Source organism: Sphingobacterium paludis (assembly GCF_004364125.1).
In the GTDB taxonomy this organism is placed as follows: domain Bacteria; phylum Bacteroidota; class Bacteroidia; order Sphingobacteriales; family Sphingobacteriaceae; genus Sphingobacterium; species Sphingobacterium paludis.
Genome location: NZ_SNZV01000006.1, coordinates 386,439 through 412,673, shown reverse-complemented (window position 1 = coordinate 412,673; position 26,235 = coordinate 386,439). Strand labels below are relative to the sequence as shown.

The 26,235-nt window shown below is 43.3% G+C and carries 28 protein-coding genes and 1 tRNA gene; 14 read left to right on the top strand and 15 right to left on the bottom strand.

From position 1 onward, the window contains the following. The first annotated feature begins 527 nt into the window (after positions 1–527). Positions 528–2,009, top strand: coding sequence for a S10 family peptidase (locus tag B0I21_RS14090; protein ID WP_133641115.1), 1,482 nt, complete (start codon positions 528–530; stop codon positions 2,007–2,009). Positions 2,010–2,069: 60 nt separating this feature from the next. Here the strand turns inward: B0I21_RS14090 and B0I21_RS14085 are convergent, their stop codons facing one another. Then, positions 2,070–3,932: a CocE/NonD family hydrolase gene (locus tag B0I21_RS14085; protein WP_166637858.1), complete on the bottom strand. Its 1,863-nt coding sequence runs from the start codon at positions 3,930–3,932 to the stop codon at positions 2,070–2,072. Positions 3,933–4,072: 140 nt separating this feature from the next. On the opposite strand from B0I21_RS14085, the gene B0I21_RS14080 reads away from it, so the two are divergent. The 4 genes from B0I21_RS14080 to B0I21_RS14065 are packed head-to-tail and all read left to right on the top strand — an operon-like array spanning position 4,073 to position 6,196. Beyond that, entirely contained in the window at positions 4,073–4,588 is a 516-nt protein-coding gene (locus tag B0I21_RS14080; protein ID WP_133641114.1) for an RNA polymerase sigma factor, read from the top strand. Next, complete coding sequence (locus B0I21_RS14075) at positions 4,554–5,195, top strand: hypothetical protein (RefSeq protein WP_133641113.1); 642 nt, start codon at positions 4,554–4,556, stop codon at positions 5,193–5,195. Before B0I21_RS14080 ends, B0I21_RS14075 begins: the two co-directional genes overlap by 35 nt. 12 nt (positions 5,196–5,207) lie before the next feature. Beyond that, on the top strand, positions 5,208–5,681 hold the full coding sequence (locus tag B0I21_RS14070; protein ID WP_133641112.1) for a DUF4252 domain-containing protein: 474 nt from the start codon (positions 5,208–5,210) through the stop codon (positions 5,679–5,681). Positions 5,682–5,683: 2 nt separating this feature from the next. Then, the gene (locus B0I21_RS14065; RefSeq protein WP_133641111.1) at positions 5,684–6,196 is read left to right on the top strand and encodes a DUF4252 domain-containing protein; all 513 of its coding nucleotides are present in this window, start codon (positions 5,684–5,686) and stop codon (positions 6,194–6,196) included. Between the two features lie 138 nt (positions 6,197–6,334). Here B0I21_RS14065 and sucD read toward each other — a convergent pair whose 3' ends face one another. Further along, positions 6,335–7,207: a succinate--CoA ligase subunit alpha gene (gene sucD / locus B0I21_RS14060; protein WP_133641110.1), complete on the bottom strand. Its 873-nt coding sequence runs from the start codon at positions 7,205–7,207 to the stop codon at positions 6,335–6,337. An 80-nt stretch (positions 7,208–7,287) separates the two neighbouring features. Further along, a complete protein-coding gene (locus tag B0I21_RS14055) occupies positions 7,288–7,821 on the bottom strand; it encodes an RNA methyltransferase (RefSeq protein ID WP_133641109.1) in 534 nt (177 codons plus the stop codon). Between the two features lie 164 nt (positions 7,822–7,985). Here B0I21_RS14055 and rpsT point away from each other — a divergent pair, with 164 nt between their 5' ends. Next, complete coding sequence (gene rpsT / locus B0I21_RS14050) at positions 7,986–8,240, top strand: 30S ribosomal protein S20 (protein ID WP_037499930.1); 255 nt, start codon at positions 7,986–7,988, stop codon at positions 8,238–8,240. Positions 8,241–8,318: 78 nt separating this feature from the next. On the opposite strand, the gene B0I21_RS14045 is transcribed toward rpsT, so the two are convergent. Further along, positions 8,319–9,182, bottom strand: a complete 864-nt coding sequence (locus B0I21_RS14045; protein WP_133641108.1) for a 3-keto-disaccharide hydrolase — start codon at positions 9,180–9,182, stop codon at positions 8,319–8,321. A gap of 17 nt (positions 9,183–9,199) precedes the next feature. Then, complete coding sequence (locus B0I21_RS14040) at positions 9,200–10,015, bottom strand: helix-turn-helix domain-containing protein (RefSeq protein WP_133641107.1); 816 nt, start codon at positions 10,013–10,015, stop codon at positions 9,200–9,202. Between the two features lie 200 nt (positions 10,016–10,215). On the opposite strand from B0I21_RS14040, the gene B0I21_RS14035 reads away from it, so the two are divergent. After that, positions 10,216–11,706: an acetyl-CoA hydrolase/transferase family protein gene (locus B0I21_RS14035; RefSeq protein WP_133641106.1), complete on the top strand. Its 1,491-nt coding sequence runs from the start codon at positions 10,216–10,218 to the stop codon at positions 11,704–11,706. Between the two features lie 206 nt (positions 11,707–11,912). Here the strand turns inward: B0I21_RS14035 and B0I21_RS14030 are convergent, their stop codons facing one another. The 6 genes from B0I21_RS14030 to B0I21_RS14005 form a co-directional block, all read right to left on the bottom strand. Continuing rightward, positions 11,913–13,208, bottom strand: a complete 1,296-nt coding sequence (locus tag B0I21_RS14030) for a family 43 glycosylhydrolase (RefSeq protein ID WP_208292349.1) — start codon at positions 13,206–13,208, stop codon at positions 11,913–11,915. A 642-nt stretch (positions 13,209–13,850) separates the two neighbouring features. Continuing rightward, the gene (locus B0I21_RS14025; RefSeq protein WP_133641104.1) at positions 13,851–14,429 is read right to left on the bottom strand and encodes a hypothetical protein; all 579 of its coding nucleotides are present in this window, start codon (positions 14,427–14,429) and stop codon (positions 13,851–13,853) included. A 379-nt stretch (positions 14,430–14,808) separates the two neighbouring features. Then, positions 14,809–15,756: a glycerophosphodiester phosphodiesterase family protein gene (locus tag B0I21_RS14020; RefSeq protein WP_133641103.1), complete on the bottom strand. Its 948-nt coding sequence runs from the start codon at positions 15,754–15,756 to the stop codon at positions 14,809–14,811. Continuing rightward, complete coding sequence (locus B0I21_RS14015; RefSeq protein WP_133641102.1) at positions 15,740–16,261, bottom strand: shikimate kinase; 522 nt, start codon at positions 16,259–16,261, stop codon at positions 15,740–15,742. The genes B0I21_RS14020 and B0I21_RS14015 overlap by 17 nt, the downstream gene beginning before the upstream one ends. 1 nt (position 16,262) lies before the next feature. Further along, entirely contained in the window at positions 16,263–17,462 is a 1,200-nt protein-coding gene (locus tag B0I21_RS14010; RefSeq protein WP_133641101.1) for a BT_3928 family protein, read from the bottom strand. Between the two features lie 9 nt (positions 17,463–17,471). After that, positions 17,472–18,011, bottom strand: coding sequence for a DUF1599 domain-containing protein (locus B0I21_RS14005; RefSeq protein ID WP_133641129.1), 540 nt, complete (start codon positions 18,009–18,011; stop codon positions 17,472–17,474). Between the two features lie 116 nt (positions 18,012–18,127). Here B0I21_RS14005 and B0I21_RS14000 point away from each other — a divergent pair, with 116 nt between their 5' ends. The 5 genes from B0I21_RS14000 to cysM are packed head-to-tail and all read left to right on the top strand — an operon-like array spanning position 18,128 to position 21,562. Next, positions 18,128–18,670, top strand: coding sequence for a DUF4269 domain-containing protein (locus tag B0I21_RS14000; protein ID WP_133641100.1), 543 nt, complete (start codon positions 18,128–18,130; stop codon positions 18,668–18,670). Then, positions 18,667–19,464 (top strand): HipA family kinase, encoded by a 798-nt coding sequence (locus B0I21_RS13995; protein WP_133641099.1) that lies wholly within the window; start codon positions 18,667–18,669, stop codon positions 19,462–19,464. The genes B0I21_RS14000 and B0I21_RS13995 overlap by 4 nt, the downstream gene beginning before the upstream one ends. Further along, positions 19,442–19,825 (top strand): DUF3037 domain-containing protein, encoded by a 384-nt coding sequence (locus B0I21_RS13990; RefSeq protein WP_133641098.1) that lies wholly within the window; start codon positions 19,442–19,444, stop codon positions 19,823–19,825. Before B0I21_RS13995 ends, B0I21_RS13990 begins: the two co-directional genes overlap by 23 nt. Before the next feature lie 46 nt (positions 19,826–19,871). After that, entirely contained in the window at positions 19,872–20,690 is an 819-nt protein-coding gene (gene epsC / locus B0I21_RS13985; RefSeq protein ID WP_133641097.1) for a serine O-acetyltransferase EpsC, read from the top strand. Beyond that, the gene (gene cysM, locus B0I21_RS13980; RefSeq protein ID WP_133641096.1) at positions 20,690–21,562 is read left to right on the top strand and encodes a cysteine synthase CysM; all 873 of its coding nucleotides are present in this window, start codon (positions 20,690–20,692) and stop codon (positions 21,560–21,562) included. Before epsC ends, cysM begins: the two co-directional genes overlap by 1 nt. A 12-nt stretch (positions 21,563–21,574) precedes the next feature. Here cysM and B0I21_RS13975 read toward each other — a convergent pair whose 3' ends face one another. Further along, positions 21,575–22,267, bottom strand: a complete 693-nt coding sequence (locus B0I21_RS13975; RefSeq protein ID WP_133641095.1) for a hypothetical protein — start codon at positions 22,265–22,267, stop codon at positions 21,575–21,577. Between the two features lie 102 nt (positions 22,268–22,369). Between B0I21_RS13975 and B0I21_RS13970 the strand changes: the two genes are divergently transcribed. Next, positions 22,370–23,290 carry a WG repeat-containing protein gene (locus tag B0I21_RS13970; RefSeq protein WP_166637857.1) on the top strand — a complete coding sequence of 307 codons (921 nt, stop codon included), beginning with the start codon at positions 22,370–22,372 and terminating at the stop codon, positions 23,288–23,290. A 61-nt stretch (positions 23,291–23,351) separates the two neighbouring features. Here B0I21_RS13970 and B0I21_RS13965 read toward each other — a convergent pair whose 3' ends face one another. From B0I21_RS13965 to B0I21_RS13955, 3 genes are all read right to left on the bottom strand, one after another. Further along, positions 23,352–23,912 (bottom strand): GNAT family N-acetyltransferase, encoded by a 561-nt coding sequence (locus B0I21_RS13965; RefSeq protein WP_243836138.1) that lies wholly within the window; start codon positions 23,910–23,912, stop codon positions 23,352–23,354. Between the two features lie 64 nt (positions 23,913–23,976). Continuing rightward, positions 23,977–25,311: a trigger factor gene (locus B0I21_RS13960; RefSeq protein ID WP_133641093.1), complete on the bottom strand. Its 1,335-nt coding sequence runs from the start codon at positions 25,309–25,311 to the stop codon at positions 23,977–23,979. Between the two features lie 74 nt (positions 25,312–25,385). Further along, a tRNA-Leu gene (locus tag B0I21_RS13955) sits at positions 25,386–25,467 on the bottom strand. Between the two features lie 153 nt (positions 25,468–25,620). Here B0I21_RS13955 and B0I21_RS13950 point away from each other — a divergent pair. Next, positions 25,621–26,235 carry a hypothetical protein gene (locus B0I21_RS13950; protein ID WP_133641092.1) on the top strand — a complete coding sequence of 205 codons (615 nt, stop codon included), beginning with the start codon at positions 25,621–25,623 and terminating at the stop codon, positions 26,233–26,235.

Sequence of the window (26,235 nt, the reverse complement as noted above, 5' to 3'; positions counted from 1 at the left end):
TAACAGGTGGGAGAGTAGGTCGGTGCCGAATTTAATACGGAGCCCGTTGTCGAAAGATAACGGGCTTTTGTTTTTTAAAAAGTAAAAAGTAAAAATTAAAAAGTTAAAAGTGAAAATTCAAAAGGATTGTGCCTGGTAGCAGATCCTACAATGAAACACTAAAATCTATTATATCTCAATACGCCATACGCACTACTCACTACTCAACAAGCAAGATTGCCGCGCCCTCGTACCTCTGGCTCGCAAGGACGTCCACTGTAAGACACTTCATATCTCAATTCGCTTTACCCACTACCCAATCTACCTACTACGTGCTATACACTAAAATCTATAATATCCCATTACGCGCTACCCAATAAGCATTACCCAATCTACCTACTACGTACTATCTACTAAAATCTATAATCATTACGCACCCCCGACTAAAGCCCCCAACGTATTGTCGTAAAATTCTTGTGAACAGTAGGTAAACATTAAAAAAAATGCGTTATTAGGATTACATAACTACTTGCTTAATTATCAACGTAATGAAACAAACCATCATCTTTTCGATTTTACTTTTTTTGGGAGCTACAAACGCCTACGCTCAGCGTATTCCGCCAGTTGATAGTGCCATTATAACAAAGCATCAGATAACCGTAAAGGGACAGCGTTTCACGTATACTGCCAAAGCGGGCACGCAACCCGTCTGGGATGCAGCGGGTAAGGTATTGGCAACGGTACAGTATAGCTACTATACTCGAGATGATGTGCGTGATCTCGCACACCGGCCACTACTGATATCTTTTAATGGTGGGCCGGGATCTGCATCGGTATGGATGGAACTCGCTTATACCGGTCCTCGGTTATTAAATATCGACGAGGAGGGATATCCCGTGCAGCCTTATGGTATCAAAGAAAATCCATATTCTATATTGGATGTGGCTGATATCGTCTACGTGAACCCGATCAACACGGGATACTCGCGTGTGGTAGATGAGAAAGCTGACCGCGGTTTGTTTTTCGGAACCAATGCTGATATTCGGTATCTGGCGGAATGGCTCAATACCTTTGTGACGCGACACAATCGATGGACCTCTCCTAAATATCTCATTGGAGAAAGTTATGGTACAACCCGGGTTTCCGGCCTGGCGCTGGAGTTGCAAAATGCGCAATGGATGTATTTAAATGGTGTGATGCTGGTTTCGCCAACGGATCTGGGTATAAAACGCGATGGTGCCATGGATGCTGCCTTGCGTTTGCCTTACTTTACAGCTGCTGCCTGGTACCATAAAAAGCTAGATGCGCAGCTGCAGCAGCGCGATTTGGAAAGCCTCTTGGCCGAGGTGGAACAGTATACATTGAATGTCTTTCTGCCCGCAATCGCGCGTGGCTCCTCCATCTCTACAACGGAAAGGGAGAAAGTCGTGCAGCAAGTTGCCAGCTACACGGCATTGGCAAAAGAAGTCGTTAGTCAGAATAATCTGGATATATCCACGGCTTTGTTCTGGAAGGAGCTGATGCGAAAAGAAGGGTATACCATCGGAAGGCTCGACTCCCGCTATTTAGGAATCGACTTGCGAGATGCTGGTGAGCGGCCCGATTACAATGCCGAGTTGACTTCTTGGTTGCATGCCTTCACACCAGCGGTGAATTATTATTTCTGGAACGAATTGAATTATAAAACGGATGTGAAATATAATGTATTCGGGCCTGTGCATCCTTGGGATAGAAGTAATGATAACACCGGGTTAAATTTACGTCAGGCGATGGCCGCAAATCCCTATTTGCACCTGATGGTACAGTCGGGCTATTTCGATGGTGCGACGGATTACTTCAATGCGAAATATAATATGTGGCAAATGGATCCTTCCGGTAGATTATCTTCCCGAATGAGTTTTAAAGCGTACAAGAGCGGGCACATGATGTATTTACGTAAAGACGACCTGATTCAGGCAACCGAGGATATCCGGCAGTTTATTCAAAAGACGACTGTCCCGGATAACCAACCAGCCAAGTACGGAAAATAATACTGCCGTATAAAAAAAACCTAGCCACACGTTGACTAGGTTTTTTTTGTGCTGAAAAGCTTAATTTATGATACCGAAACTGATACGGCTTGGGCTTTCTTTGGAGAAGTACAGCCTGTGTTCGTTCTTGATAAAATCCTTTTCTTCTGCCTTATAGATATCTATAAATTGATTTGGATTTCGGTCGACTAAAGGAAACCACGAATGTTGAATTTGAATCATCAGCTTATGTCCTTTTTTAAAGGTGTGTGCTACATCGGGGAGTTGCACATTAACTGGTGTTTTCTGGTTTGGAACAAAGGCTTTTGGCTCGCTGTAACTGTCCCTGAATTTTCCACGAAGTACCTCGCCCCGCACAAGCATTTGGTAGTTTGACATCACTGTTTTCTCATCGCGCGGAGATGTAGCGTTGCTGCTGTCTGGATATACGTCGATCAGTTTAACTACGAAATCTGCATCGGTACCCGTCATAGAAACAATTAGATTTGCGTGAACAGGCCCGACTACGGTAAGGTCTTCTGTTAGCACATCGCTTTCAAACAGCACAACATCAGGACGGTTGGCTACAAATCGCTGGTCTGCCAGCATGTATTCGCGCGTTCTGTCCGTTATGATGCCTTCCTGAAAGGGCACGGGTTTGTTCGGATCGCTGCCGTAGACCAAATGATCTTCGCTAGACACATTAGCATCCGTGGTGAGCTTCCCATCCGATGTGAGGAAAAAAGTTTTTTCCTTCCTATCAACAGGAGGCCATTGCTGAAACTTTTTCCAGGTGTTAGCACCCGTGAGGTATACGGTTGCTTCGGCCGGCTTGAAATTTCCTTTACTTTTCAAGTGGTACTCGAAAAACGGGAGCTCAATTTCTTTTTGGTAGTACAGACTCGTTTTTTCACCAAAACGAATATCGCCGAAGGAGTCGCCTTCTGCGCGTACCCAGCCGCCATGGTACCAAGGCCCAGCGACGAGTACGCTGTTATTTTTAGGGCTTCGTTTTTCAATTTGTTTATACGTTTCAAAAGCGCCGTAGGTGTCTTCCGCGTCAAATAGTCCGCCAACAACCAACACCGCGGGCTTCACGGTACCTAGATGTTCCGTGACGGTTCTGCTGGTCCAAAATGTATCCCTAACGCTATGCTTTGCAAGATCATCCCAGAATTTGACGGTATGATCTAAATATTTGGCTTTTAGCCCAGCGAGCGTTGGGTTAGCTAAAAAGAACCGATAGTAGTCTTTTGAATCAAGCTGAAAGCCTTTGGGAGCATCGGCATTGGTGATAGGTTTTGGACGAGGTGCATCAAAGCTGTACATAAAGCGAAAAGCATCCATTAAAAAGAGCGCGCCCCCATGGTGAAAATCATCACCAATAAACCAATCTGTCACCGGAGCCTGTGGCGATACAGCTTTCAAGGCAGGGTGGCTGCCGATAAGGGCTGCTGTAGCATAGAAGCCAGGGTAAGATATTCCATACATCCCTACTTTGCCGTTATTGTTTTTTACGTTTTTAACAAGCCAGTCGATGGTGTCATACGTATCCGTGCTTTCATCAATTTTTTGTCCATTTTCTTTGCTGCGCGTCGGTCTTATATTTTCATAGGTCCCTTCACTCATCCATCGTCCGCGCACATCTTGATACACGAATATATAGCCCGCTTTAGTCATTTCCGGAAAATTTCCAAGGTAGGGTTTAACATCTTCCGTGCCATAAGGAGCCACAGTGTAAGGCGTACGATTGAGCATGATAGGATACTTTTGGCTTTGGTCTTTAGGGATGTAAATAGACGTAAATAGTCGTACACCGTCCCGCATCGTGATGTACTCTTCGATTTTTGTGTAATTGTTTTTTATATACGTTTGATCCACGGCCTGTCCATAGGTCAGCAGTAGGAAAATGGAAAAAAATGTGGTAATGATTAGTCTTTTCATATCGGTAATTTTGCTCTGTTCTAAACGGATATGAAAATAAGTAATTTGTTTGGAACGATCACGGTGATTTTTTTTAAAAAAAAGAGAAATTAGATGTAATATTTGCTGCGTCGCAGTTGTCTACCTATTAAATGAGCCAAATGAATCAAGAAACTTTTAAAAAGACGGTCTTTGTCCTGAAAGACAAGATGTATCGCTTTGCAAAAAGTATGCTAATGGATGAGGATGAAGCTCATGATCTCGTACAAGAAATTATGATGAAGTTTTGGCAAAAGCGTAGCGAACTTACCGCTGTTGGCAATTTGGAAGCATTTGCGATGCGTTGTGTACGTAATGATGCTATGAACAAGTTGAAACATAGCAAAGTGGTCCAGCTATACCAAAATAATTTAACGGAAGCGGTGGTGGATGAACGTTACCCATCACTGACCAAAGAATTGATTCAACGGCTAATTGCGGCTTTGCCGGAGAAACAAAAATTGGTGATGCATCTGCGAGACATAGAGGACTATGACATAGCAGAAATTGGCGAAACGATTGGCATGGAAGAAAGTGCTGTGCGCGTAAATCTCACGCGTGCTCGGCAAAAAATAAAGGCACAACTACAAAAGATTTTTGATTATGAAAAAAGACAGATCAACAAAAATGGAGGATAAATACTGGGAAGGGATTTCGTCTTTGCAAGAAGAGAAAATACTGAAAACAAACGCGGACGAGCCTTATTTCAACGGCTTGAACGAATTGTCCGAAGAAAAGATGGACTTGGAGTTTGACACGTTCATGGAAATGGCAGAAGGCTCAGACGGCATAGTCGATGATACAAAAAAGAAAAGCAAGCTCCTGTATGTTACTTATGCTGCTGCTGCGATCGCGCTGTTTGTCGCGGGACTATTTTTCCTGCGAAACATGCCACACCAAGAAGCTAAATACCAGCAGCCGCAGTTTTCAGACGTCAGCATTGTTCCCAAGGCAGTAGATGTTCAGGAAAGCAAGGTGGGGCAGGAACAGCCTTCCTATGCCGAAGTAAGCAAAAAAGAAAATAAACAGAATAAGCACAAAAATAGTGGTCCTCGATCTGAAACAGTTAGCCTTTTAGAACAAGAACCTACGGAGGAATCCTATGTTATCCTAAACGGTCAGCCGGTATACGATCAGGAAGAAGCGGAACAGATTGTGCTGGCATCCTTGAAAATCATGGCGAGTAATTTTCAAGAAGGAAAACATGCTCTAGAGAAAGTTAAATACATAAATGTTGAATTGTAAAGTTAAAAAAAGATGAAAACGATATTATCCATGTTACTGTTGCTTTGTGCAACCTGGACCCATGCACAAGTGTCCAAGCTCGATAAGATATTTGATAAATATCAGGAAGCAAAAGGTGTAACCTCTATCAAGATAGGGAAGCCCATGTTCAATATGATCAATAAACTTAATATTGGTGAAGAGGAGATGGGGCAGATCAAGCCCTTATTGACTAAAATTAATTCTATAAAAATGCTAGTCGTGGAAAATAGCGACAGCCTTCATATCCAAAATGAGGTCAAGCAGGCATTCTCGAATATTGATTACGAAGAATTAATGGCCATACATAGCGAAGGTAGCCGGATAAAATTTCTCGCGGAGAGTGCCAGTGGCGATGTTTTAAGTAATCTACTACTCGATATTTCTGCTGATGGCAGCACTATCTTCATGATCTTAGACGGCAAAATCAGTTATGCCGACATTAATAAATTAGTTAACGAAAAATAGCCATGGTAAAAATTTATCAACTTACCTTTTGTGTAGCCGTTGTTTTGATGATTCAATCCTGCTACGTGAAGCAAAGCTCCAATATGAGTTTTGTGAATCGCTCGCTCGTCGGGCGCGATGCCGAAATTGTATCGGTAAAGATGCCGATGTTCCTAGTCAAACCCTTCCTGCGAAAAGAATTGCGAGAGGAAGATGATGAGATGTTGAGGCTTGCCATGCGGAAGATTAAGAGTGTTAAATTGACGACGCTGTCCAACGCACAAAACAGTGATCGTATCCAAGAAAACTTCAAAGACTTTCTGAGACATGAAAATATGGAAGAATATGCGAGTATTATCAGCGATGGAGATCGGATTACAATCAACGCGCAAACAAAACGCGATCGGATTAGAAAGCTGATGCTAGGCGTTTCTTCCGAGGATGGCGAACACGTATTCATCGAGGTTAAAGGGAATTTTTCGATGGATGACATTGCACAGGCGATTAATTCCTATGAAAAGAAAAACAAGGAATAGGCACCTCATTCGGCAGATGGAGTCCCGTTGCATCAATTATTCAAGGCGTGACAAAAAGATGTTCCCGGTATAGGTGATGGTAAAAAATAGAAAAAGCTCGATATGATGTCGAGCTTTTTCTATTTGTATAAGAGAAACTTATTTTGCTAATTCTTCTGCGATTGCAGCGCCGATCTCCGCAGGAGATTCTACGACACGGATTCCACACTCACGCATGATTTTCATCTTTGCAGCAGCTGTATCATCAGCACCACCTACGATTGCTCCAGCATGCCCCATACGGCGTCCCGGAGGCGCTGTTTGGCCCGCTATAAAACCCACGACAGGTTTTGTGCCGAATTCTTTGATCCAATTGGCCGCTTCAGCTTCCATGCCACCACCGATCTCACCGATCATGATGATACCTTCGGTTTCCGGATCGTTCATCAGTAATTCAACAGCTTCTTTCGTAGTCGTTCCAATGATCGGGTCACCACCGATACCGATAGCTGTTGTGATCCCTAATCCTGCTTTTACAGTTTGATCGACAGCTTCGTACGTCAAGGTTCCTGATTTAGATACGATACCCACTTTACCTTTTTTAAAGATGAAACCTGGCATGATACCGATTTTCGCTTCTTCAGCGGTAATGATACCCGGACAGTTAGGACCGATTAAACGAGAATTCTTGTCACTCAAGTAAGATTTAACTTGAATCATATCTTTGGTAGGAATACCTTCTGTGATACAAACAATAACTTCGATACCAGCCTGCGCAGCTTCCATGATTGCATCAGCAGCAAATGCAGGTGGAACGAAAATTATAGAAACGTTGGCGCCAGTTGAATCTACGGCATCTTGTACTGAATTGAATACCGGGCGATCCAAGTGTGATTGGCCACCTTTTCCTGGCGTAACACCACCGACAACGTTTGTTCCGTACTCAATCATTTGAGAAGCGTGATAAGTACCTTCATTTCCGGTAAAACCTTGTACGATTACCTTTGAATCTTTATTTACTAATACACTCATTTTATCTGTTTTTTTGCAAAGCAAATCTACTATTTTGCAACGACTTCTAAAAATTAAGCTTATGCTAAATATGCCATTTTTTAGAAAAGCTTCAACTTTTGAACAAAATGCCAAACCACGATACCAACCGTTACGGATACGTTGAAAGAATGCTTCGTGCCAAACTGCGGAATTTCTAGACATGCATCCACATCACGCATGGCCTCATCAGACACTCCATGTACCTCATTTCCAAATATAAAAGCATATTTCTGCGCGCTATCGACCTCCGCAGCCTGAAGTTCAGTACTTCCGTTTGCTTGTTCTATCGCTAAGATCATGTATCCATCTTCTTTTAAAGCGTGTATGGCCTCCGTCGTGTCCTGTACATACTCCCATACAACAGATTGCGTTGCACCAAGTGCTGTTTTCTCGATTTCCCGGTGAGGGGGAGTGGCTGTAATACCACACAATACTATTTTTTCGATAGCAAAGCCATCGGCTGTGCGAAAGGCAGAACCTACATTATGCATGCTGCGGACATTGTCAAGAATAATAACTATGGGCGTTTTCGTTTGTGATTTAAATGATTCGACATCAGGCCGATTCAATTCATCCATCGATAATTTTTGCATCAACTCTCTATTTAAAACGCCAAAAATAAGGATTTAAATTGGCAAGCAGCGCGATGTAAAAATCGACGGCCGTACTTTTTTAAAAATAGATTTTGAATATTGATATTATCGTGCTATTTTTGCATTCCGAAATTAGTACACAGAAAATAAATTAGCTAAGAGAAATGGCAAATCATAAATCTTCGATTAAAAGAATTAGAGCAAACGCAGCAAAACGCTTAAGAAACCGTTACCAGGCAAAAACTACACGTAACGCAATTAAAAAATTACGTAACTCAACTAGTGCTGAAGAAGCAAAAGCTTTATTGCCAAGAGTAGTTTCTATGTTGGATCGTTTGGCTAAAAAGAATGTTATTCACAAGAAGAAGGCATCTAACAACAAATCTAAATTGACTAAGTTTGTTAACAAGCTAGCGTAAGTACTTCTTGTTTTAATGATATATTTGGGTAGTATTTGTGTACTGCCCTTTTCTTGTTTTTAAAAAAACGCGCTTAGCTTACAAGCGCGTTTTTTCGTTCAGAAGTGTGCTGAGGACCTTTTCCAGCGTCGCTTTCTGATTTTTGTAGGGGGACAGGTCATAGAGTTCCACCTTGCGAAAATCAATTGGGTGGCTTTCGCTCTGCAAGTAGATGAAGCCGCTGTCTAGTAGTTTTCCATCAGGCTTTTGATTGGGGTCGTAATTTTCAACGCTACCGCCGCCAACCTGTGGTTTATTGTATTCCAAGACGACTTGACCGTCTAATATGTGTTGTATAATGGAATCTCCCAATACCAAGAAGTCCGCTGTCACCCATTGGTCGCCGTGATATGTTTTCGATGTAGAACTCAAGCAATGTGGTGTGAATAGTTTTTCCTGGATAACCACATTGGTTCCCGGTGTACATAAGTTAGAGGTGGTGCGTGCATCGGTGCCGTTGCCACCAAGGAGTTGACCTTCAATGGAGATTGGAAAATCCTGATCTTTTAACATGGTCTTCGGATCTTGCCCGTGCAACATGGCCCCGCTATTTCGCCAAGCCCAATCCTCACCGCCTTTTGTCTGTTCATCCACAAAACGATATTCTAAACGCAGTAGGTAATAGCTGTAGGGCGTATTGTAGGCCAAATGCCCATACTGCTGGTTGAACTCGTCGTAGCCGTCGTATCGCACCTTCAGCAGCCCGTCTTCCACGCGAAAGGTATTGGCGTAATTGTCGCCGGTTTCGTGCAACCGAATCTTGGGCGTCCAATTTTTAATGTCTTTTCCATTAAAAAGCTGAATAGCTTTTGGTTTTCCCGCTGTAGATGTGGTATTCGTTTTCGTGGCGCAGGCTAAGAAGATCGTGCTTGCAGCAAGAACCGATAGAAACGTGATTTTCATGCGTTAGGTTTAAGGGGTTAAAATAATAAATTCCTATTCTTTACGTATTCGCTAGGTCGCACACCAATGATCTTATTGAATGTATTGCTAAACGTAGGAAGACTGCTGTATCCTACGCGCATCGCAACTTCATTGACGCTTAACTTGTCATCAAGCAATAGTTTTAAGGCCGTTAACATGCGAAGGATCGTGTAGTACTGGATAAATGACATGTTGAGTTCGCGCTGAAAAAGTCGAGCCAACGTACGTTCACTGAGATCAAACTCTTGCGCCAATTTTTTAAAACTGATGTTTTCGTCAATTCTTTGTTCCAGGAAACTGACGATTTCCTTGAGCTTTTCGTGCTTCGGATAAGGTAAGGCTAAGGGCAGTTCTGCATTGGAGACTTCGGGCAGGATAAGTTTGAAGGATTTCGCAATGGAAAATTTTGGCTCTTCTGTCGGAAAGATATTACCTGTCCAACGGTTTGTGAACATGATGAATTCAATCAAAAAATCATTCACCGGATAAATGTTTACCCGATCAAAAAAAGGTGTATCCGTCTTAAATTTTGGAAAGTAGAGGTTGCGCATCACAACTTCTGGACTACTTGGATGGATGCTATGGCGCACCCCGCCGGGAATCCATATATAATGGCGCGCCGGTAGGAAATACGATTTTTCATCAGTTCTCAAAAAAACGATACCGCCTTCCGTATACAAAAATTGACCTTTCTTATGGCTGTGCTCGGCTATATAATTTTCGCCCATCATGGCATGATGACAATAAATGCTGTCTTCAAATGAATCCACTTCGGTGATATAGTATTTATCGACATACAAATTATCGCTCATAAAGCCTATGTTTCTGATCTAAGCTATAAATCTCTTATTTTTTAGTGAGATAACCAAGTCAGTAAGGGCTTGCTTATACTGAAAATTGAAGCAGATGATAACAAACTGGCAATAATCAATAAAATGTACAATCAAAATATGCGTATTATTGTATAGGGCGCTCTAAGGGCTCTTACATCAAGGGAATTAACATATGCAATATGGCTTACGAAAGAATAAAATTAGAACGGTTAAAAGATAAAGTGATGACTGCGGAGGAAGCAGTTCGTTTCTTTAAAAATGATATGGTTGTTGGTGCGAGTGGCTTCACAAAAGCCGGCGATAGTAAAGTTGTGCTTCCAGCCTTGGCCGAGCGTGCAAAAACAGATCCTATCAAGATTACGTTGATGACAGGCGCATCCTTAGGACATGATACCGATGGTAAACTAGCCGAGGCCGGCGTTCTAAAAAAACGGATGCCTTTTCAGGTAGATCGGGTCTTACGCAATAAAATCAATGCGGGCGAGGTGCTGTTTATCGATCAACATCTAAGCGAAAGCGTGGAGCTGCTCCATAACAATATTGTCCCACCGGTCGATATCGCTGTGCTTGAGGTTGCTTATATTGATAGAGATGGTAGTTTGGTGCCAACTACCTCGGTGGGTAATTCTGCGACTTTTGCAGAACTAGCCGATAAGGTTATTTTGGAGATCAATACGGCCATTCCCATGGAAGTATATGGTCTGCACGATATTTACAAAGCAGAAAACTATCCGCATAGAAATGTTATCCCCATTGTGGCGCCATGGAATAAGATAGGGCGAAAGACGATTTCGGTAAATCCGGATAAGATCGTCGCCATCGTTTTTACGGATAAAAAAGATAGTCCGGCAGATATTGCGGAGCCTGACGAAAAAACGACAGCCATAGCCAGTCATATCTTAAAGTTTTTTGAAAATGAAGTACAGTTGGGCCATTTAACCGATCGGTTATTGCCGTTGCAAGCGGGGATAGGGAAGGTGGCTAATGCCGTGCTAACCGGTTTTAAGCATAGTAATTTCTATGATCTTACGATGTTCTCGGAGGTTCTTCAAGATAGCACGTTTGATCTTATCGATTCGGGTGTGCTCTCTTTTGCGTCTGCATCCTCCATTACCGTTTCATCCGCCTGTTATGAGCGTGTGTTCGGTAACCTGCAAAAATACCGCGATAAAGTGGTGCTACGTCCTCAAAATATTTCCAATACACCTGGTCTGATACGTCGACTTGGGATTATCGCGATGAATACGGCTATTGAGTTTGATATTTACGGCAATGTAAACTCGACGCATATTGCGGGTACAAAAATTATGAATGGTATAGGCGGTTCTGGAGATTTTGCCCGTAATGCGTACCTCAGCATATTTGTCACGCAGGCCGCATCCAAAAATAACAGCATTTCGCACGTTTTGCCGATGGTTTCCCATGTTGACCATACGGAGCATGATGTGGATATTTTAGTTACGGATATAGGATTGGCTGATCTTCGTGGTTTGGCGCCTCGGGAACGCGCACAAAAGATCATTGACAACTGCGTACATCCCGACTTCCGCGATCAATTGCAATCTTATTTCGATAGGGCATGTGCTCGCGGCGGCCATACCCCCCACTTATTGGAAGAGGCCTTTAGTTGGCACCTTCGATTGGCAGAAACCGGTTCTATGAAAAAGTAAAAAAAAAAAAAAAGGATCTGTCTCCAAATAGATTTTAGGAATTAACGCCAAATATTATTTTGACTCGTCATACAGCTGGCTGGAAAAAAGACCGGAATCTTTCAAGAATTCCGGTCCTTTTTTGAACGAATGTTCAATAGCCATTGTCATAAGTAAATGCTGATTTTATTCTACGCTATTTAAGCTGAAGCGGTCAAAGGACTGAACTAACGGCCAAACTCAAACCATTCTAGATTCAGTAGATCCTTGCTTTTGTCTTGCTCTTTTTTTGATCTGACAACAAGATAAATGGCATGAATACCGGTTACTTTTTGAACAGCAGCAGTATGTATCGCGTAGGCCGTTTCCTCTTGATGCGCTGCAATATCGACGGTACCCAACAACTGACCGCCCACGCCGTCTATACGAATTTCAATGATTGCATCTTGGGTATTGCCCCAGGTTTTACAAGTAAACTGTTTCAAATTTTTGCCTGTAAAATCAAAGTACCTCCATACCGCATGGTCGCCAGTTCGGAAATCTTTTAAAAATTCGACGGGGATATCATTTGCCGGGCGTCGCACCTGAACAAACACATTTCCATCCATTAAACAGGCTCTTGCAGCTTCCATGCGGAGGGTAGGATCTATAGGCCCCCCGGCTCCTTGCGTTGTCATTTCAACTTCGCGAATCGTTCCATCTTTTTCAAAGAAAATGGGCTCCATACATGCTTTGCGCATAGTTGAGCTTGCATGTGTTGGTCGGTGGTAAAAGACATACCACTGCCCATCAATTTCTTCGATACAACCGTGGTTATTGACTAGATTCCGACCACTCCCCCAATTATCGATAATGACCCCGCCATAGGTATATGGACCTAAAGGCGATGTCGATGTTGCATAACATAATGTCGCGCAGTTACTCTCCCCATGTCTTACATGACTCGCATAAACAAAATAATAAATGCCATTATGCTTTCTTACGGAACTTCCTTCGTTAAACTTATGTACCTTATAAGTCAACAGGCCTTCCGTTATTGGGCCTGCGATCTGCTTCATATCTTGACTCAGCTTCGCTCCTTTAACATTGGCTTGGCCCCAAAAAAGATAGGCTTGACCGTCATCATCAATAAATACCGAAGGATCTATTCCTTCCGCGCCTTTCATGATCTGCCCGTTTTTAAATGGACCATACGGACTATCCGAAACAGCTACTCCTTCATTTTCTTCATTGGTCGCGAGACAATAGTATAAATAGTACTTCCCATTATGCTCTATACAATCCGGAGCATACAATAGCTGCGTGGTATAGTCCGTTTGTTTACCAACTCCTTCCGTGGCAAATGAGGTTTGCTCCATATTCCACTCGACCAAATTGTCGGTAGAGAGTACATTGTAGTTGTTAGAGCACCATTGGTTGCCAACATCATCTTTTGATCCGTATAAAAAGATTTTGCCATTGGGCATCTTTCTGACTTCGGGATCCGCAATATATACGCCTGGAGGTGCTATCGGATTTAGCATTCTCTTGGTTGTTTGGATCGTTTTCGCTTGTGATATTTTCGAATTGATGCTGCAACTTGCTATAAAAATGTCAAGTGTACAGAAAATAAAAGCTTGCACGATAGCTTTTCGCGTACTGGAGCTCTTGTTCATGTAGGATAAGTGTTAGTTTACATGGTGGTAAATTTATAAATAAAAATTCCAATTATGGCATGTTACAATAGGAAAATGCTAGTATTTATTTTATTGAGTAATAAAAGATGGATTTAAGATAAGTTTATGGTAAATTTTTAACCTTTCAGTTTTTTGTATTTTCTTAACACTGGGACAGAATGACCCTGTTGCTGCGTATGCCGATACAGGTAGAGAAGAGACTGCATTAGGGTTCCAAAAATGCCCTAATATCCATATTTCCCGTATGGCTAGCCAAAAAGTAAAGGCCGATGGGGTAGATAGGGCAATGTCATTTTGCTGAATGCTCAAGCAGCGAATCGAAGAGATATGGAGTAAGTGTAAAAAAGGAATATAGGCTGGCATATCCGCCTTCCAGCATGGACATGTTCGGAAAAATCCCTCCGAGTAAATGGGATAAACATGGCGGTAAAACAAGAACGCACGTTCCTTTTCAGGAACGTGCGCAAAAGCATAAAAAGCTTTAAAGACCTATCTTTGTCCTGGAAGGTAGATTTGGAAACCAAGAGATATACCAAGTCCACTTTGTCCGTTACCCGAGTTTAGGTTTGCTTTGCTGTAGTTATAGCCACCCATTACCTCCAATGCAACGGTCTGTGTGATGAAGTGTGCATAACCAACGTTCGCGCCTAATGCTAATGAAACATCACTGCCTGGGCTACTACCAGCGATACCGATATCACCTTGTCCGAAGAAGCGACCAGTCGCACTAGCACCGCCAGGGAAGTAATAACGTACAAAAGGAGAAATTCCATAATTGTATACATTATCCTCACCTTTAAATGTTGCAAGACCTAAATTAGCCTGTGCACCAATAGCCAAACCGTCTGTGATAAAGTAGCCTGCGCGGGGATTTAAGTTGATTCTGAATTGATCACCTTCGAAGCTATAGCCGATATTCCCTATAGATCCACCTAGCATCCAATTTCCTTGTTTAATAGGCTCTAGCCCTACGTTAGCAGAAGTTTGAGGCACCGTTTCAACCTTCTGTGCTTCGGCGTTAAGCGCGAAACCTCCTAACAAAGCCATCAAAAATGTAAACTTTTTCATATTTAATCAAGTGTTAATGTATACCTAATAACACAGGATCGAGGGAATTGTTTTATTTATTTTGTTAAGCGTACAAAAATTTCTTTCAGCGACTGCTTCTGCTAGCTTAGTCCCATCCCTTTACAAAAAAAATGATTCGTGGTGATATGCTGATGAAGGTTGATTAATACCACGTGAAAAGCTACACGTTGTAGGGCTGGCTTAGCATGCAACGTTCTTCTTTCCGTTTCAAGTTTCTTTATATGCTTCGCGATCTCGATCATTGTAGTCGAATATTAGATATGGCTATGAACTTGAATATGACAGCACGATAGGGGTAGCTCAGCGTGGATATATTAACACTTTATACTAGCATGCCTCTGCGTAAGCGCATAGCCAATTAATTGATGTAAGGTGAAGACAGTCCCCTTTTTGCACTATAATAGTTAAGTGCTGATGCTGCATCCAGCGGTCTGTCGGTACTCAAAATGTCGGCGCCATTTTCAATGTATTGCGCATACATCTGTTTGCCTCGTTGCTCCGCTTGTTTATCCAAGTTACCCATGGTCCCTAAAATACAGAGTATTCCATGTTGGTGCAGTAGATCGATCAACGGCTTTTTCGCTTCTGCCGTCCCTATGAAAGCGACAATCCGCGTGTCGGGCACATCCGCATCACTAAGCCGCAACAGATCGTCTGCACTTTTTATAGAGGCGGAAATCATGAGGTCGGGCGCCAAGTTGTTAACCGTAGCTGCCTGATCAGCGCTGTAGGTGATCACGATACAGTAAGCTTCGGCCTTTGCTTTGCGAATAGCATCAACCACCATGCGATAGGGAACATCACGCTTGACATCCAATGTAAAAATAACCTTGCCCACACCCCACAGCAGCGTTTCCTCCAGCGTAGGGATCTGGTAATTGGTGATCTTTCCGAATGGATCTTTCAAACGTAGATCTTTGAGCTCCCGTAGTGTTTGATGATTGACTTTGCCGCTCCCGGTAGTGGTCCTTTCCAGAAACTGATCATGCATGAGGATCGGCACAGAATCTTTTGATAACGCAATATCACATTCGATGATGATGGGGGTTTTGTAAGCAAGCCGTTGAAAAGTTTCAATGGCATTTTCCGGGTAGTCCACGTCTGGCCCGCCCCGGTGTGCGCTAACCATGGGTAACCTTTTATCCGAATAGGTTAGAAAGCGATAAAGATCCTCTATGCTGGAAAAATTAAAAACCTGATTGTGGTTGCTAATATTTGCCAGGTTGGACGCTCTTTCCTGCCGAAAACATCCCGCAGAAACGACGAGAATTACGCATAAGGCCAATAGTTTAATCTGCTGTCGCATACTTCGCTAAGGCTTGGGAAAGCATTTCTACCGATGTGTTAAGTTGATCGATGTGGAGGTGAGCCTGCGTATAAAAAGGCGTCCGTTCGGCCAGTTTTTCCTCAATAAATTGGAGGAGCTCATCGCCCGATAGGCCTTTTAAGGCCGGTCGGTTATGAATTTTTGATTGTTGCAGCCGGGCGTGTAAAGCTTTCGGTGTTAGGTGCAAATACACAGCCGTGCCATGTGTTACGATCCATTCCATGTTATCGAAATAACAAGGGCTACCGCCACCTGTAGATACGACTACATTACTAGCAGTTTGCTCTTTCAAGATTTGGCTTTCCACTATTCGGAATTGCTGTTCCCCATGTTTTTCGAAATATTCGGGGATAGACATACCCACCCGCTGTACGATGAGCTGGTCAAGGTCAATAAATTCTTTCTGTAAATGGTTGGCTAGTTTACGACCTAATGTCGTCTTGCCACTACCCATAAATCCAATAAGAAAAATCGGTCGATTCATTTTATTTTGCGAGATATTGCTTTTCTAGTTCCTCCTTGGAAGGGAAAGTTATTTTCGACCATTTCTTGATAACCACACCGTTTTGCAAAAGCAGAACGCCTGGATTCGATCGCACCATGCTTTTCAACGGCACGGCATCGGCGTAAAACATTTCTAACATCAGGTCCATTTCTTCGTTCAAGCTGTTGGCTACCTGTGCCGAGCTTGCCGTCAGTAATACGGCGCGAATATTGAAATCAGTGGATAGATCGCGGATAGTAGTATTTATGCGGTCAAGCGCAATTATATCAGCTGTGGATAGTTTGTCCGCATAGGTGCTGACCACAATAAAATTGTAGTAAGGGTTAGTTACAATCTCTTGCGTCACATCATTGCCATCGGCGTCTGATATTAATAAATCAGGGATTGGAATTTGATAGCCCTTTTTCACCAAGCGGGAGGAAGGTTCGCCAACAACTTCCCAGTTTTCGTCTTCCCAAATCCCAGCCATATATTCTTTATCGGTCACTTTTTTTGTTTCACCGGTACTTTTGTTTTTGATTTCATAGATATATTCAAATACATCACCTTGTTTTCCTTCCGGCAATACCATAAGCTCGGGTATGTTATTTCCTTCTTTATAAGGAAGGAAATCGATAAAGGGCAAAAAGTAGTAGGTGTAAATTCCGATGCCAAAGGCAAGTAACACAACAATGGTCGCCATCGTGCTTCGTAAAGCACCTTTTGCTAATAGTGGCTTTATCCGGTTTCTATAGCGGAATATGACTAAAATAAAGACAAAGAGAATAAGGTCTTTGATAAAAGACTGCCAAGGCGTTAAAGGGATAGCATCACCAAAACAACCACAGGAGGTCACCACTTCAAAAAATGCCGAGTAAAATGTAAGAAAGGTGAAGAAGATGATCAATAGCAGCAGGCCCCAGGCGACCGTTTTTTTGTAAAGGCCTAGCAACAAAAATGCACCAGCTATCATTTCAAATCCGCAGATCAAGATTGCTATCCATGTGCTGTAGTCGTTGAGGGAATCTAAGTGAAAGACATGAAAATATTCCTGCAGCTTGTAGCCGAAGCCTGTTGGGTCATTTGCCTTTATAAATCCGGAAAAAATAAACAAAATACCGACGAATAGACGGCTAAACGTAAGCAAGACATCTTCTACATTCGTCTTTCTCTTTCGAGTAGGATTAAAGTTTGTTTCCATAGTTGTTTTTTATCCGGCAAGCCCCAATTTGATCAAAGCGAACACCGCGTAGTTCAGCATATCTTGGTAATTTGCTTTTAAGCCTTCAGATACCAATGTTTGGCCGTTGTTATCCTCAATTTGCTTGACACGATGCAACTTCATCAGGATTAAATCTGTCAATGAAGAGATGCGCATATCGCGCCAGGCTTCGCCATAGTCGTGGTTCTTAGCAAACATCAAATCGCGCGTTTCGTTTACTTTTTCTGTATATTTTTCTTCTACAAAGAGGTAATCCAAGTCATCTGAAGCCGCAGCTGGCAGTTCAAGTTGAATCATCGCGATGACACAATAGTTCACGATCCCGACATATTCGTCTGCGATACCTTCCCCCACTTTGGAAACCTTTTTTATTTCCAATGTACGGATTCGTTGTGCTTTGATAAATAATTGGTCGGTGATGGAAGATGGTCGCATAATGCGCCACGCCGTACCGTAATCCTTTGTTTTCTTTAAAAATAGATCTTTACAATGCGTGATGACCGTATTGTATTCGGTGGTCGTGTCCATCGTCGATGTTGTTCTTTCCATATCGTGTTGTACAAATATAGGGAGAATATGTTATTTGCATAAGGTCTATAGGCCCTCAATTTAATGATTAAGAAAAATAAGTGTTATTTTTGACTATGCATGCATCAAATCAGGATAAATTTGAGCATATCGGCTATTTGCGTACCGGTACTCTGGTACAACGTAACGTGTACGAGCTCCTAGAACGGGAGGGCCTGTTCATGAAATTGCAAGCCTATACGCCTGTTTTGGCGGGTACAATTCCGCTGGATATTTGTATTCCCTCCAGTGATATTGATATTCTTTGCTGCGCGGATGACCTGAATGCTTTTCAAGAATTTGTGCAGCTTACGTTCGCCAGTCGGCCCGGTTTCTCCTGTTCCAGACTCGTGGTTAATGATGAACCTACAGTTTTAGCTATCTTTACGATAGAAGATTTTGCTATAGAAATATTCGCGCAGCAAATACCCGTTCAACAGCAAAATGGGTATATGCACCTGGTCAAAGAATGGGAAATTCTGACGGCCATGGGACAGGAGTTCAAACAAAAAGTAATAGCTTTAAAGCTTTCGGGAATAAAAACCGAACCGGCCTTTGCGCATCTACTCCGTTTAACGGGAGATCCCTATGAGGCTTTGCTAAACTATACGGTTATATGAAAATATTTACACCAGAAATACGTGATGTGCAGATTACACGGTATGTGCAACCGTTCCGAGAAGGAGGTTCATTGCCGGCCCTCGTTGACGCTGACGACGGATTTAGTTATGTGATCAAATTTAGAGGTGCGGGGCAAGGCCGCAAGGCACTGGTCGCTGAATTGATAGGGGGAGAGCTCGCACGATTTCTGGGCTTGCGGATGCCCGAGATGGTGTTCGCCGAGCTTGATGAGTCTTTTGCACGTACGGAGCCTGACGAGGAAATTCAGGATTTGCTTCGCTTCTCCGTGGGTAAAAATTTAGGTGTGCATTTCCTCCATGGTGCGATCACTTTTGATGCCAATGTGGATCAAGTAGATGCTTTGGAAGCCTCGAAAATAGTCTGGTTGGACGCGCTGTTGATGAATGTAGATCGTACCGTACGCAACACCAATATGCTTGTCTGGCACCATGAACTTTGGCTGATAGACCATGGAGCCGCCTTGTATTTTCATCATGCTTGGGACAATTGGGAAGAACAGTTAGCGAAGCCTTTTATACAGATAAAAGATCATGTATTGTTGCAATATGCATCGAAAGTGCCGGAGGTGAACGCTAATTATCGTGCTGTTTTCAACGAGGAAAATATTCGGAACGTATTGCATTTGATTCCAGATGAATGGTTGGTCGATGAATCCCTTGAGCTGTCCGCAGCAGAGGCTCGTGAGGTGTATGTCTCTTTTCTATTGGGGCGAGTAGCGCACGCCGATAATTTTATTAAACAAATAGCAGATGAGCGAAAGAACCGTATATGAATATGCTGTGGTGCGGGTTGTTCCGCGTGTTGAACGAGAAGAGTTTATCAACGTAGGCATCGCGCTGTACTGCAAAAAGCAGCGGTACGCTGCTGTGAAAATATTCGTGGACGAATCAAAATGTAGATGCTTGTTTGGGGAGGTAGATCTGGCTTTAATCGCTAAGCATCTAGACTCTTTCCAGCGCATTTGCGCAGGCGATAAAACCGCAGGGCGCTTGGCCGAGCTTGACCAAGCGGAACGATTTCGCTGGTTGACGGCCAAGCGAAGTACGCTTATCCAATGTTCTGTGCTGCATCCCGGCTTGTGCATCGCTGCAGAGGAAACACATCAGGCCTTATTTGATAAATTAATCCTATAGAAATAGTGGGATTTTTTAAAATGAATCTTACATTTGACCTGCAATCATGGAAAACATCGACGACTTTTATCAGCATATATTTCAAAAGCAATTGGAAGTGCAAGACATGCCGAGCAATGCACGCATTGCAGATTGGGCCAAGCGTGTTCTCCATTTGCTGTTCCCCGAGAAACAAGCGACAACGTTTTTACGCATAGAAGACGTGAGGCTTGCTTTTGAGGAAGCGGAAGAAGAGTTGCTGGCCTTATTGCAGAAGACAAAAGCCTGTTCGCACTGCGATAATCGGCTGATTGCGCGGGAATTTTTTGAAGTGCTTCCCACCATCTACGAGATTATGCTTACGGATGCGCAAGCCATTATGGATGGTGATCCTGCGGCGAAGAGCATGCGTGAGGTGATTCGTGTATACCCCGGTTTCACGGCAATCTGTATGTATCGTATTGCGCATCAACTCTGGTTAGCGAACGTTCCCCTGATTCCACGGATACTGACGGAGCACGCACATTCAAAGACTGGCATCGACATCCATCCCGGAGCACGTATCGGCCGACACCTGTATATCGATCATGGTACAGGGTTGGTGATAGGCGAGACTTGTATCATTGGCGATCACGTTAAGCTTTACCAAGGCGTGACCCTTGGTGCATTAAGCGTCGAAAAAAATATGGCCAATACGCAGCGGCACCCGATTATTGAAGACTACGTTATTATTTATGCCGGTGCAACCATATTGGGCGGGCAAACGGTTATCGGTCATCATTCCTTAATTGGCGGAAATGTATGGTTGACCGCTAGCATAGATCCTTACACTACCGTCTACCATCAACCCAACTCTAAATTTATTGATTCAAAACCCCTCGCATAATGGCACAGTTAATAGATACGATTGGCAATACGCCACTCGTCGAAATTCAATCTTTTCACGACAATCCGAAGGTCAAAATTTTCGCGAAGATGGAAGGCAACAATCCTGCCGGCTCGGTGAAAGATCGTGCGGCATTGAACATGATCCGATCGGCACTGGAGCGTGGTGAGATTACGCAAGATACCAAACTTATCGAAGCGACCTCGGGAAATACGGGTATCGCTTTAGCGATGATCGCTTGCTTGTATGGGCTGGAACTGGAATTGGTGATGCCGGCTACATCAACGAAAGAACGCACGCTAACCATGGAAGCTTATGGTGCGAAAGTCACCCTGTTAGAGTCGATGGAAGTCTGCCGCGATTATGCCGAGGAGAAAGCAGCCAGTGCAGGTTATTTTATCCTAAACCAGTTTGCCAATCCAGATAACTACCTGGCACACATCAAAACCACTGGACCTGAGATATGGCGTGATACGGCGGGCGGCATTACTCATTTTGTAAGCGCTATGGGCACAACGGGCACCATTATGGGTTGTTCGAGGTTTTTCAAAGAGCAGAATCCTGCCATACAAATTGTAGGCTGTCAACCCACCGAAGAGTCTTCCATTCCAGGTATACGCCGATGGCCAGCCGCATACCTTCCCAAAATTTTTGATGCGTCGCGGGTAGATCGCGTGATTGATATTGCGCAATCTGATGCAACTATGCGGACCCGCGAGTTGGTGAAAAAGGAGGGTATCTTCGCCGGAATGAGTACTGGCGGAGCCTTGCATGCCGCCCTCGCCATAGCCAATGAGATTGACGAAGGAATTATTGTGTTTATAGCCTGTGATCGTGGCGACAGATACCTTAGCTCCGACTTATTTGTCTGATCAAGCAGGACGTCAATCTTCGCGCTCCCGACTCCATATTTCATGGATCGGGTCGCCTTTTGAGCTTAACCCGCTGTGGTGCCAATCTCTGCCCCGCAAGGCGCCATCAAATGATAGTTGTGCGCCAACGCGTGCGTTGTCTCGAGAGAAAAACAGGATGTGCTCCTTATATTTTCCATTCCCGAACGTGTAATGCCCACCCCCCGTTCCGTAAAATCCTTTGTTGGCCGGATTAATGGCTATCCACTGAAAATAACCATCAATTAATAGTTTGATCGTTTTCCTGTCTGCGCGCTGAATACGACTCATCTTATCATCTTGCATTCTTCCAGTGATTCGCCAAAGTCCATCCAACTCCTGCTTTTGGGTCGCTTGCTTTTTCCATACGGTTCCGTCTTGTTCTTGAAACCCATCCGCTGTCAGCGTTATTTGCGCGGTTTCATTGCTCCCTACAGCGTCCACATGGGCATCACTGTATTCGAGCTGCACAGTTAGCTTGTTTCCGCTAAAGGTAAAAGGGCCTCCCGAGGTTGATCGATATTCGTCGTCTTTGTAATGGGTCCGCGAAGAATAGCCATCTACAAACAGCCAGATAGAGTTTTCATCGCCTTTTGTTGTGGTAAAAGCTCCACGAAGTGCAGCTTGCTGAGCAAAGGGCAGCATAACAATGCCGAGAAAAAGGCTAGATAAAAAAAAGCTTTTCATGTCTATAATCTATTGGTGCGACTTAAAATTAGGAAATTATACCTGATGTTCCTTGTTTAATTTTTATCTTGTAATTCGCAGTACAAACACAATATGAATACTATGCTACGTACAATCGTTATTTCTGTGTTGTTTTCATTCCATCTTGTCGCTATCGCGCAGGAGCAGAAATTATATCTTTTTATAACAGCGGATAGTTTGAAGCAGGGCGTAAAAGATCAGGACGGACATTTCGTCATTCCCGCTGATCACCCTACAGTGGGCTACTGGTCGGATGGTGAGCTCATTGCTGAGTCTATCCTTGATTTTTATGGGATGCCCGCCCATCAAGCATTTGACTTCGACTCGCTGCAAGCGGCTTACACGGCCAACACGACGTATGACCGACAAGGGAAGATCCTGTATCACCCCTTTTTCTTTGACAATGGTGCCGATTATATTCGGGAGGGGGCGCGGAGATTTGTAGATGTCAACACTAAAAAAATGGGACTCGTTCATCCCTATGGGAAGATACTGATTCCAGCTCGATATGACTTTGTTGAGCCTTTGGAAAGCGGTTATGTACGCGTATATAATGGTGTTAAACGGAAGGTTGAAGCAGGAGGCGAGCACTGGTCGATCGTGCCCGATCCGTTAAAAAAGTATGAAACATTTGTGTTAAACAAAGATGGCGAAAAGGTCGTAGGCAAGGTGGCTGATGCAGCCGATACTCCCGTTGAATTATGGCGAGATTCGCTACATTATCCATCTTATTATACGGTGACCAATAAAAAAGAACAGAAATTGTTGGCGAGAATTCAGCAAGATCCGCATGTCCAGAAAATATTTATGGGCGAGGGTGCGCCGTATTGTATTCTCGAACGCCCGACCTCCGGCTTTCCGTACTATGTTATCGGCCAAGTGAAACAGTTTACACCGGATTATATTTTGGTTGACCAAGAGGGGCAGCTTTACCATTTTGATTACTATAAGCCGAAAATGCCGCTGAAAGCGTATTTGGCTTTGAATAAAGGTCTTGAATAGTTTTCGTTCATTCGTCTACAACGAATTGCTTTATGGCAGCTTTTTACAGACCTGCTTGGACCTAAGGGCTGAATTGCAAATGGAACATTTCTTTTCCAAAAACAGATTTATGGCCAACCTCCCTGAAGCCAAGTTGGAGATAGAGCTTTTTCGCTTGCGGGTTATCCCGATCGACAAGAAGTCCTAAGGTCTTATGTTGACGGGTACAGTATAGGTCGATGGCGTAAAGCAGTAACATTTTGCCAATTCCACGACCTCTGGCTAAAGGCGAGACTGCTAAGCTATCGATGTACATTTCTCCAGCTTGCGTTTCGATTTCCGGATCAATCGACCGTGCATAATTTTCGGCGAGTTCGGCGAGAACAGGAGCACGTAGACTGATGATGTCTTCGCCAGGGTAGCAGCACAACTGCCCCAAAACAACGCCATCAACTTCAGCAACAATAGTATTTTCCAAGGAATATTGGTTTCCTGTTTGGCTGATCAACGTCTGCAAGAATGTAGTGGCTTTCTGCGCATTCTCTTCGCCAATAAAATAATACACGATGTCCTGCATAGCATATAACATCAGTTCTGCAATCGCGGAAGCGTCTTGCGGTTGCGCTGCTCGGATATGTATCATGTGGTATCTTTAAAGTAAAAAGGCTACCATACAGGTAGCCCTAACATTTTATAATTACTGAAACTTATTTTTCTAGCTTCTCGAAATCTACGTAAGGAATATCTTGCGTATTCAATGTTACGTTTTCCTTCAAATATTCAAAAACCTTCAGAGCTTTTGCCTCTTCGAAAAGACGGTTCGCTTGCTCTCTATCTTGCAAAAGTTGCATAGCGAATTGATTTAATTGCTCTTCGGAAGGCTCCTCGTTGATGTTGTACATCTTAATTTGCGCGTAGATACGCTCTTTCGCCAAATTGATCACTTCATCATATTTCACTTCTAATTCATTCGCCGTAACGATGCGGTTTTCGATGATCGTCCATTTTAAATTTCTTAAGAAATCTTCAAATCCTTCTTCTAGTTCCGCGTCCGTGATATTTGGATTAGTGGCTTTCAACCATTTCTTAAGGAACGGCTCCGGAAATTTAACATCAACTTTATCCATACCATAGGTGTAGATGTCATTGCGTAATTTCTGATCAGCGTTTTGCTTGAACAAGTTTTCTACTTCTTCTTTTACTTTCGCCTCGAACTCTTCCTCTTTGGTTACTTCACCTGCCGGGAATAGCTTATCGAAGAACTCTTGATCCAAGGCTGATTCTTCAAGACGATTGATGTTTTGTACGCTTAGCTCAAATTTCGTCACATCCAAAGCTTCGACTTCTTCTTCAGAGATTCCTAAGATGCGTGCTGCATCAGCCGTTTTAAAAGCTTTCTTGATATCAATCTTCACGCTGTCGTCTTTTTTCAAGCCAACTAACGATTTCTTTATTTTAGCATCTTCGATAATATCGGTACGCACGGAACTGGTTTTCTCAATACCTTCCTCTTTATCTTGCTTAAGCGCTGCATACAGTACATCGCCTTCTTCGGACACCTCCGGGTTTGTCATTTTTCCGTAGCTGCGACGGAGGTTTTTAACACGTTCTGCAAGTGTTGCTTCATCCGCTTTAATGGCATACGCTGTAAAAGCAGTTTCTTTTGAAAACGGCGTCTCAAATTCCGGAGCTAAGCCAATTTCATAGTTAAACGTAAAGGTATCTTTGAAATCCCAATTGTAGTTTGCATCCGCATCGCTTTCGGACGGTAAGGGCTGGCCTAATACTTCCAGCTTATTTTCACCGATGTACTCAGCAATTTTATCATTTACCAATTTATTGATTTCATCAAAAAGGATTGATTTTCCGTAGGTGCGTCTGATGTGACCGGTAGGGACCATTCCTGGGCGGAAGCCAGGTAGTTTTGCTTTTTTTGCTTGGTCTTTGATCGCTTTATCTACTGCAGGATTATAATCCTCAGGTGCTAATTCAACATTGATGTTTGCGTTGACGTCGTCAACTTTTTGGTGTGAAATATTCATACTCTCGTTTAGCTTTTACGCATTTTTCAAAAAAAAATCCTCCCGAGTTTATTAAGTTCGGGAGGACATCCAAGTGCGGAAGAAGGGACTCGAACCCCCACGCCTTGCGGCGCCAGATCCTAAGTCTGGTGCGGCTACCAATTACGCCACTTCCGCAGTGATTAGGACTTTTATTGTGGCACAAAGATAGGAACCGAAACCATATCCTGCAAGTCTTTTTTAAAATATTTTTTAAAAAAATGTGAAAGATAAAAATGTATTTGCATAAGTGTTTTAAATTCATTTACTTTGAAAAACAAAGTTCTTTGCATGGATCAGAAAGATTTAATAAAAGAAATAGGACATATTCGTTCGATGATGGAAAAGTCATCGAAATTCCTATCCATATCGGGATTATCAGCTGTGCTGATAGGCGTGTATGCGCTACTTGGAGCATCATTAGCCTATTTGAAAGTTTACGGATTTGGTAAATTGGCTTATCGAGACCACTATGTTACTGACGACGGTATTGTTCATTATCTAATCGTAGTCGCGGTGCTGGTTCTCCTTGCATCATTGGTTACGGGCGTGCTTATGGCCCGGCGGAAAGCAAAGCGTGCCAAGCAGACGATCTGGAACCCCGCCAGCAAATCCATGCTGTTCGCCATGGCTGTTCCTTTAGTAACCGGTGGGTTATTGGCTATCCTGCTCATCGTTAAAGGGTATTTGGCACTGATTGCCTCGATATTGCTGCTGTTCTATGGCCTTGCCCTGGTAAACGGAAGCATGTATACGTTTAAGGAGGTGCGCTGGTTAGGGATTCTGAAAATTGGTTTAGGATTGTTAGCTTTGCTGTTTCCAGGCTACGGTCTGTGGTTTTGGATGGCGGGATTTGGCTTTCTGCATATCATTTATGGTTTTATAGTGTACAAGAAATACGAATAA

Coding starts and splice junctions, on each gene's coding strand:
- B0I21_RS14090 (WP_133641115.1), top strand. CDS start 528: ATGAAACAAACCATCATCTTTTCGATTTTACTTTTTTTGGGAGCTACA.
- B0I21_RS14085 (WP_166637858.1), bottom strand. CDS start 3,932: ATGAAAAGACTAATCATTACCACATTTTTTTCCATTTTCCTACTGCTG.
- B0I21_RS14080 (WP_133641114.1), top strand. CDS start 4,073: ATGAATCAAGAAACTTTTAAAAAGACGGTCTTTGTCCTGAAAGACAAG.
- B0I21_RS14075 (WP_133641113.1), top strand. CDS start 4,554: ATGAAAAAAGACAGATCAACAAAAATGGAGGATAAATACTGGGAAGGG.
- B0I21_RS14070 (WP_133641112.1), top strand. CDS start 5,208: ATGAAAACGATATTATCCATGTTACTGTTGCTTTGTGCAACCTGGACC.
- B0I21_RS14065 (WP_133641111.1), top strand. CDS start 5,684: ATGGTAAAAATTTATCAACTTACCTTTTGTGTAGCCGTTGTTTTGATG.
- sucD (WP_133641110.1), bottom strand. CDS start 7,207: ATGAGTGTATTAGTAAATAAAGATTCAAAGGTAATCGTACAAGGTTTT.
- B0I21_RS14055 (WP_133641109.1), bottom strand. CDS start 7,821: ATGCAAAAATTATCGATGGATGAATTGAATCGGCCTGATGTCGAATCA.
- rpsT (WP_037499930.1), top strand. CDS start 7,986: ATGGCAAATCATAAATCTTCGATTAAAAGAATTAGAGCAAACGCAGCA.
- B0I21_RS14045 (WP_133641108.1), bottom strand. CDS start 9,182: ATGAAAATCACGTTTCTATCGGTTCTTGCTGCAAGCACGATCTTCTTA.
- B0I21_RS14040 (WP_133641107.1), bottom strand. CDS start 10,015: ATGAGCGATAATTTGTATGTCGATAAATACTATATCACCGAAGTGGAT.
- B0I21_RS14035 (WP_133641106.1), top strand. CDS start 10,216: ATGGCTTACGAAAGAATAAAATTAGAACGGTTAAAAGATAAAGTGATG.
- B0I21_RS14030 (WP_208292349.1), bottom strand. CDS start 13,208: ATGCTAAATCCGATAGCACCTCCAGGCGTATATATTGCGGATCCCGAA.
- B0I21_RS14025 (WP_133641104.1), bottom strand. CDS start 14,429: ATGAAAAAGTTTACATTTTTGATGGCTTTGTTAGGAGGTTTCGCGCTT.
- B0I21_RS14020 (WP_133641103.1), bottom strand. CDS start 15,756: ATGCGACAGCAGATTAAACTATTGGCCTTATGCGTAATTCTCGTCGTT.
- B0I21_RS14015 (WP_133641102.1), bottom strand. CDS start 16,261: ATGAATCGACCGATTTTTCTTATTGGATTTATGGGTAGTGGCAAGACG.
- B0I21_RS14010 (WP_133641101.1), bottom strand. CDS start 17,462: ATGGAAACAAACTTTAATCCTACTCGAAAGAGAAAGACGAATGTAGAA.
- B0I21_RS14005 (WP_133641129.1), bottom strand. CDS start 18,011: ATGGACACGACCACCGAATACAATACGGTCATCACGCATTGTAAAGAT.
- B0I21_RS14000 (WP_133641100.1), top strand. CDS start 18,128: ATGCATGCATCAAATCAGGATAAATTTGAGCATATCGGCTATTTGCGT.
- B0I21_RS13995 (WP_133641099.1), top strand. CDS start 18,667: ATGAAAATATTTACACCAGAAATACGTGATGTGCAGATTACACGGTAT.
- B0I21_RS13990 (WP_133641098.1), top strand. CDS start 19,442: ATGAGCGAAAGAACCGTATATGAATATGCTGTGGTGCGGGTTGTTCCG.
- epsC (WP_133641097.1), top strand. CDS start 19,872: ATGGAAAACATCGACGACTTTTATCAGCATATATTTCAAAAGCAATTG.
- cysM (WP_133641096.1), top strand. CDS start 20,690: ATGGCACAGTTAATAGATACGATTGGCAATACGCCACTCGTCGAAATT.
- B0I21_RS13975 (WP_133641095.1), bottom strand. CDS start 22,267: ATGAAAAGCTTTTTTTTATCTAGCCTTTTTCTCGGCATTGTTATGCTG.
- B0I21_RS13970 (WP_166637857.1), top strand. CDS start 22,370: ATGCTACGTACAATCGTTATTTCTGTGTTGTTTTCATTCCATCTTGTC.
- B0I21_RS13965 (WP_243836138.1), bottom strand. CDS start 23,912: ATGATACATATCCGAGCAGCGCAACCGCAAGACGCTTCCGCGATTGCA.
- B0I21_RS13960 (WP_133641093.1), bottom strand. CDS start 25,311: ATGAATATTTCACACCAAAAAGTTGACGACGTCAACGCAAACATCAAT.
- B0I21_RS13950 (WP_133641092.1), top strand. CDS start 25,621: ATGGATCAGAAAGATTTAATAAAAGAAATAGGACATATTCGTTCGATG.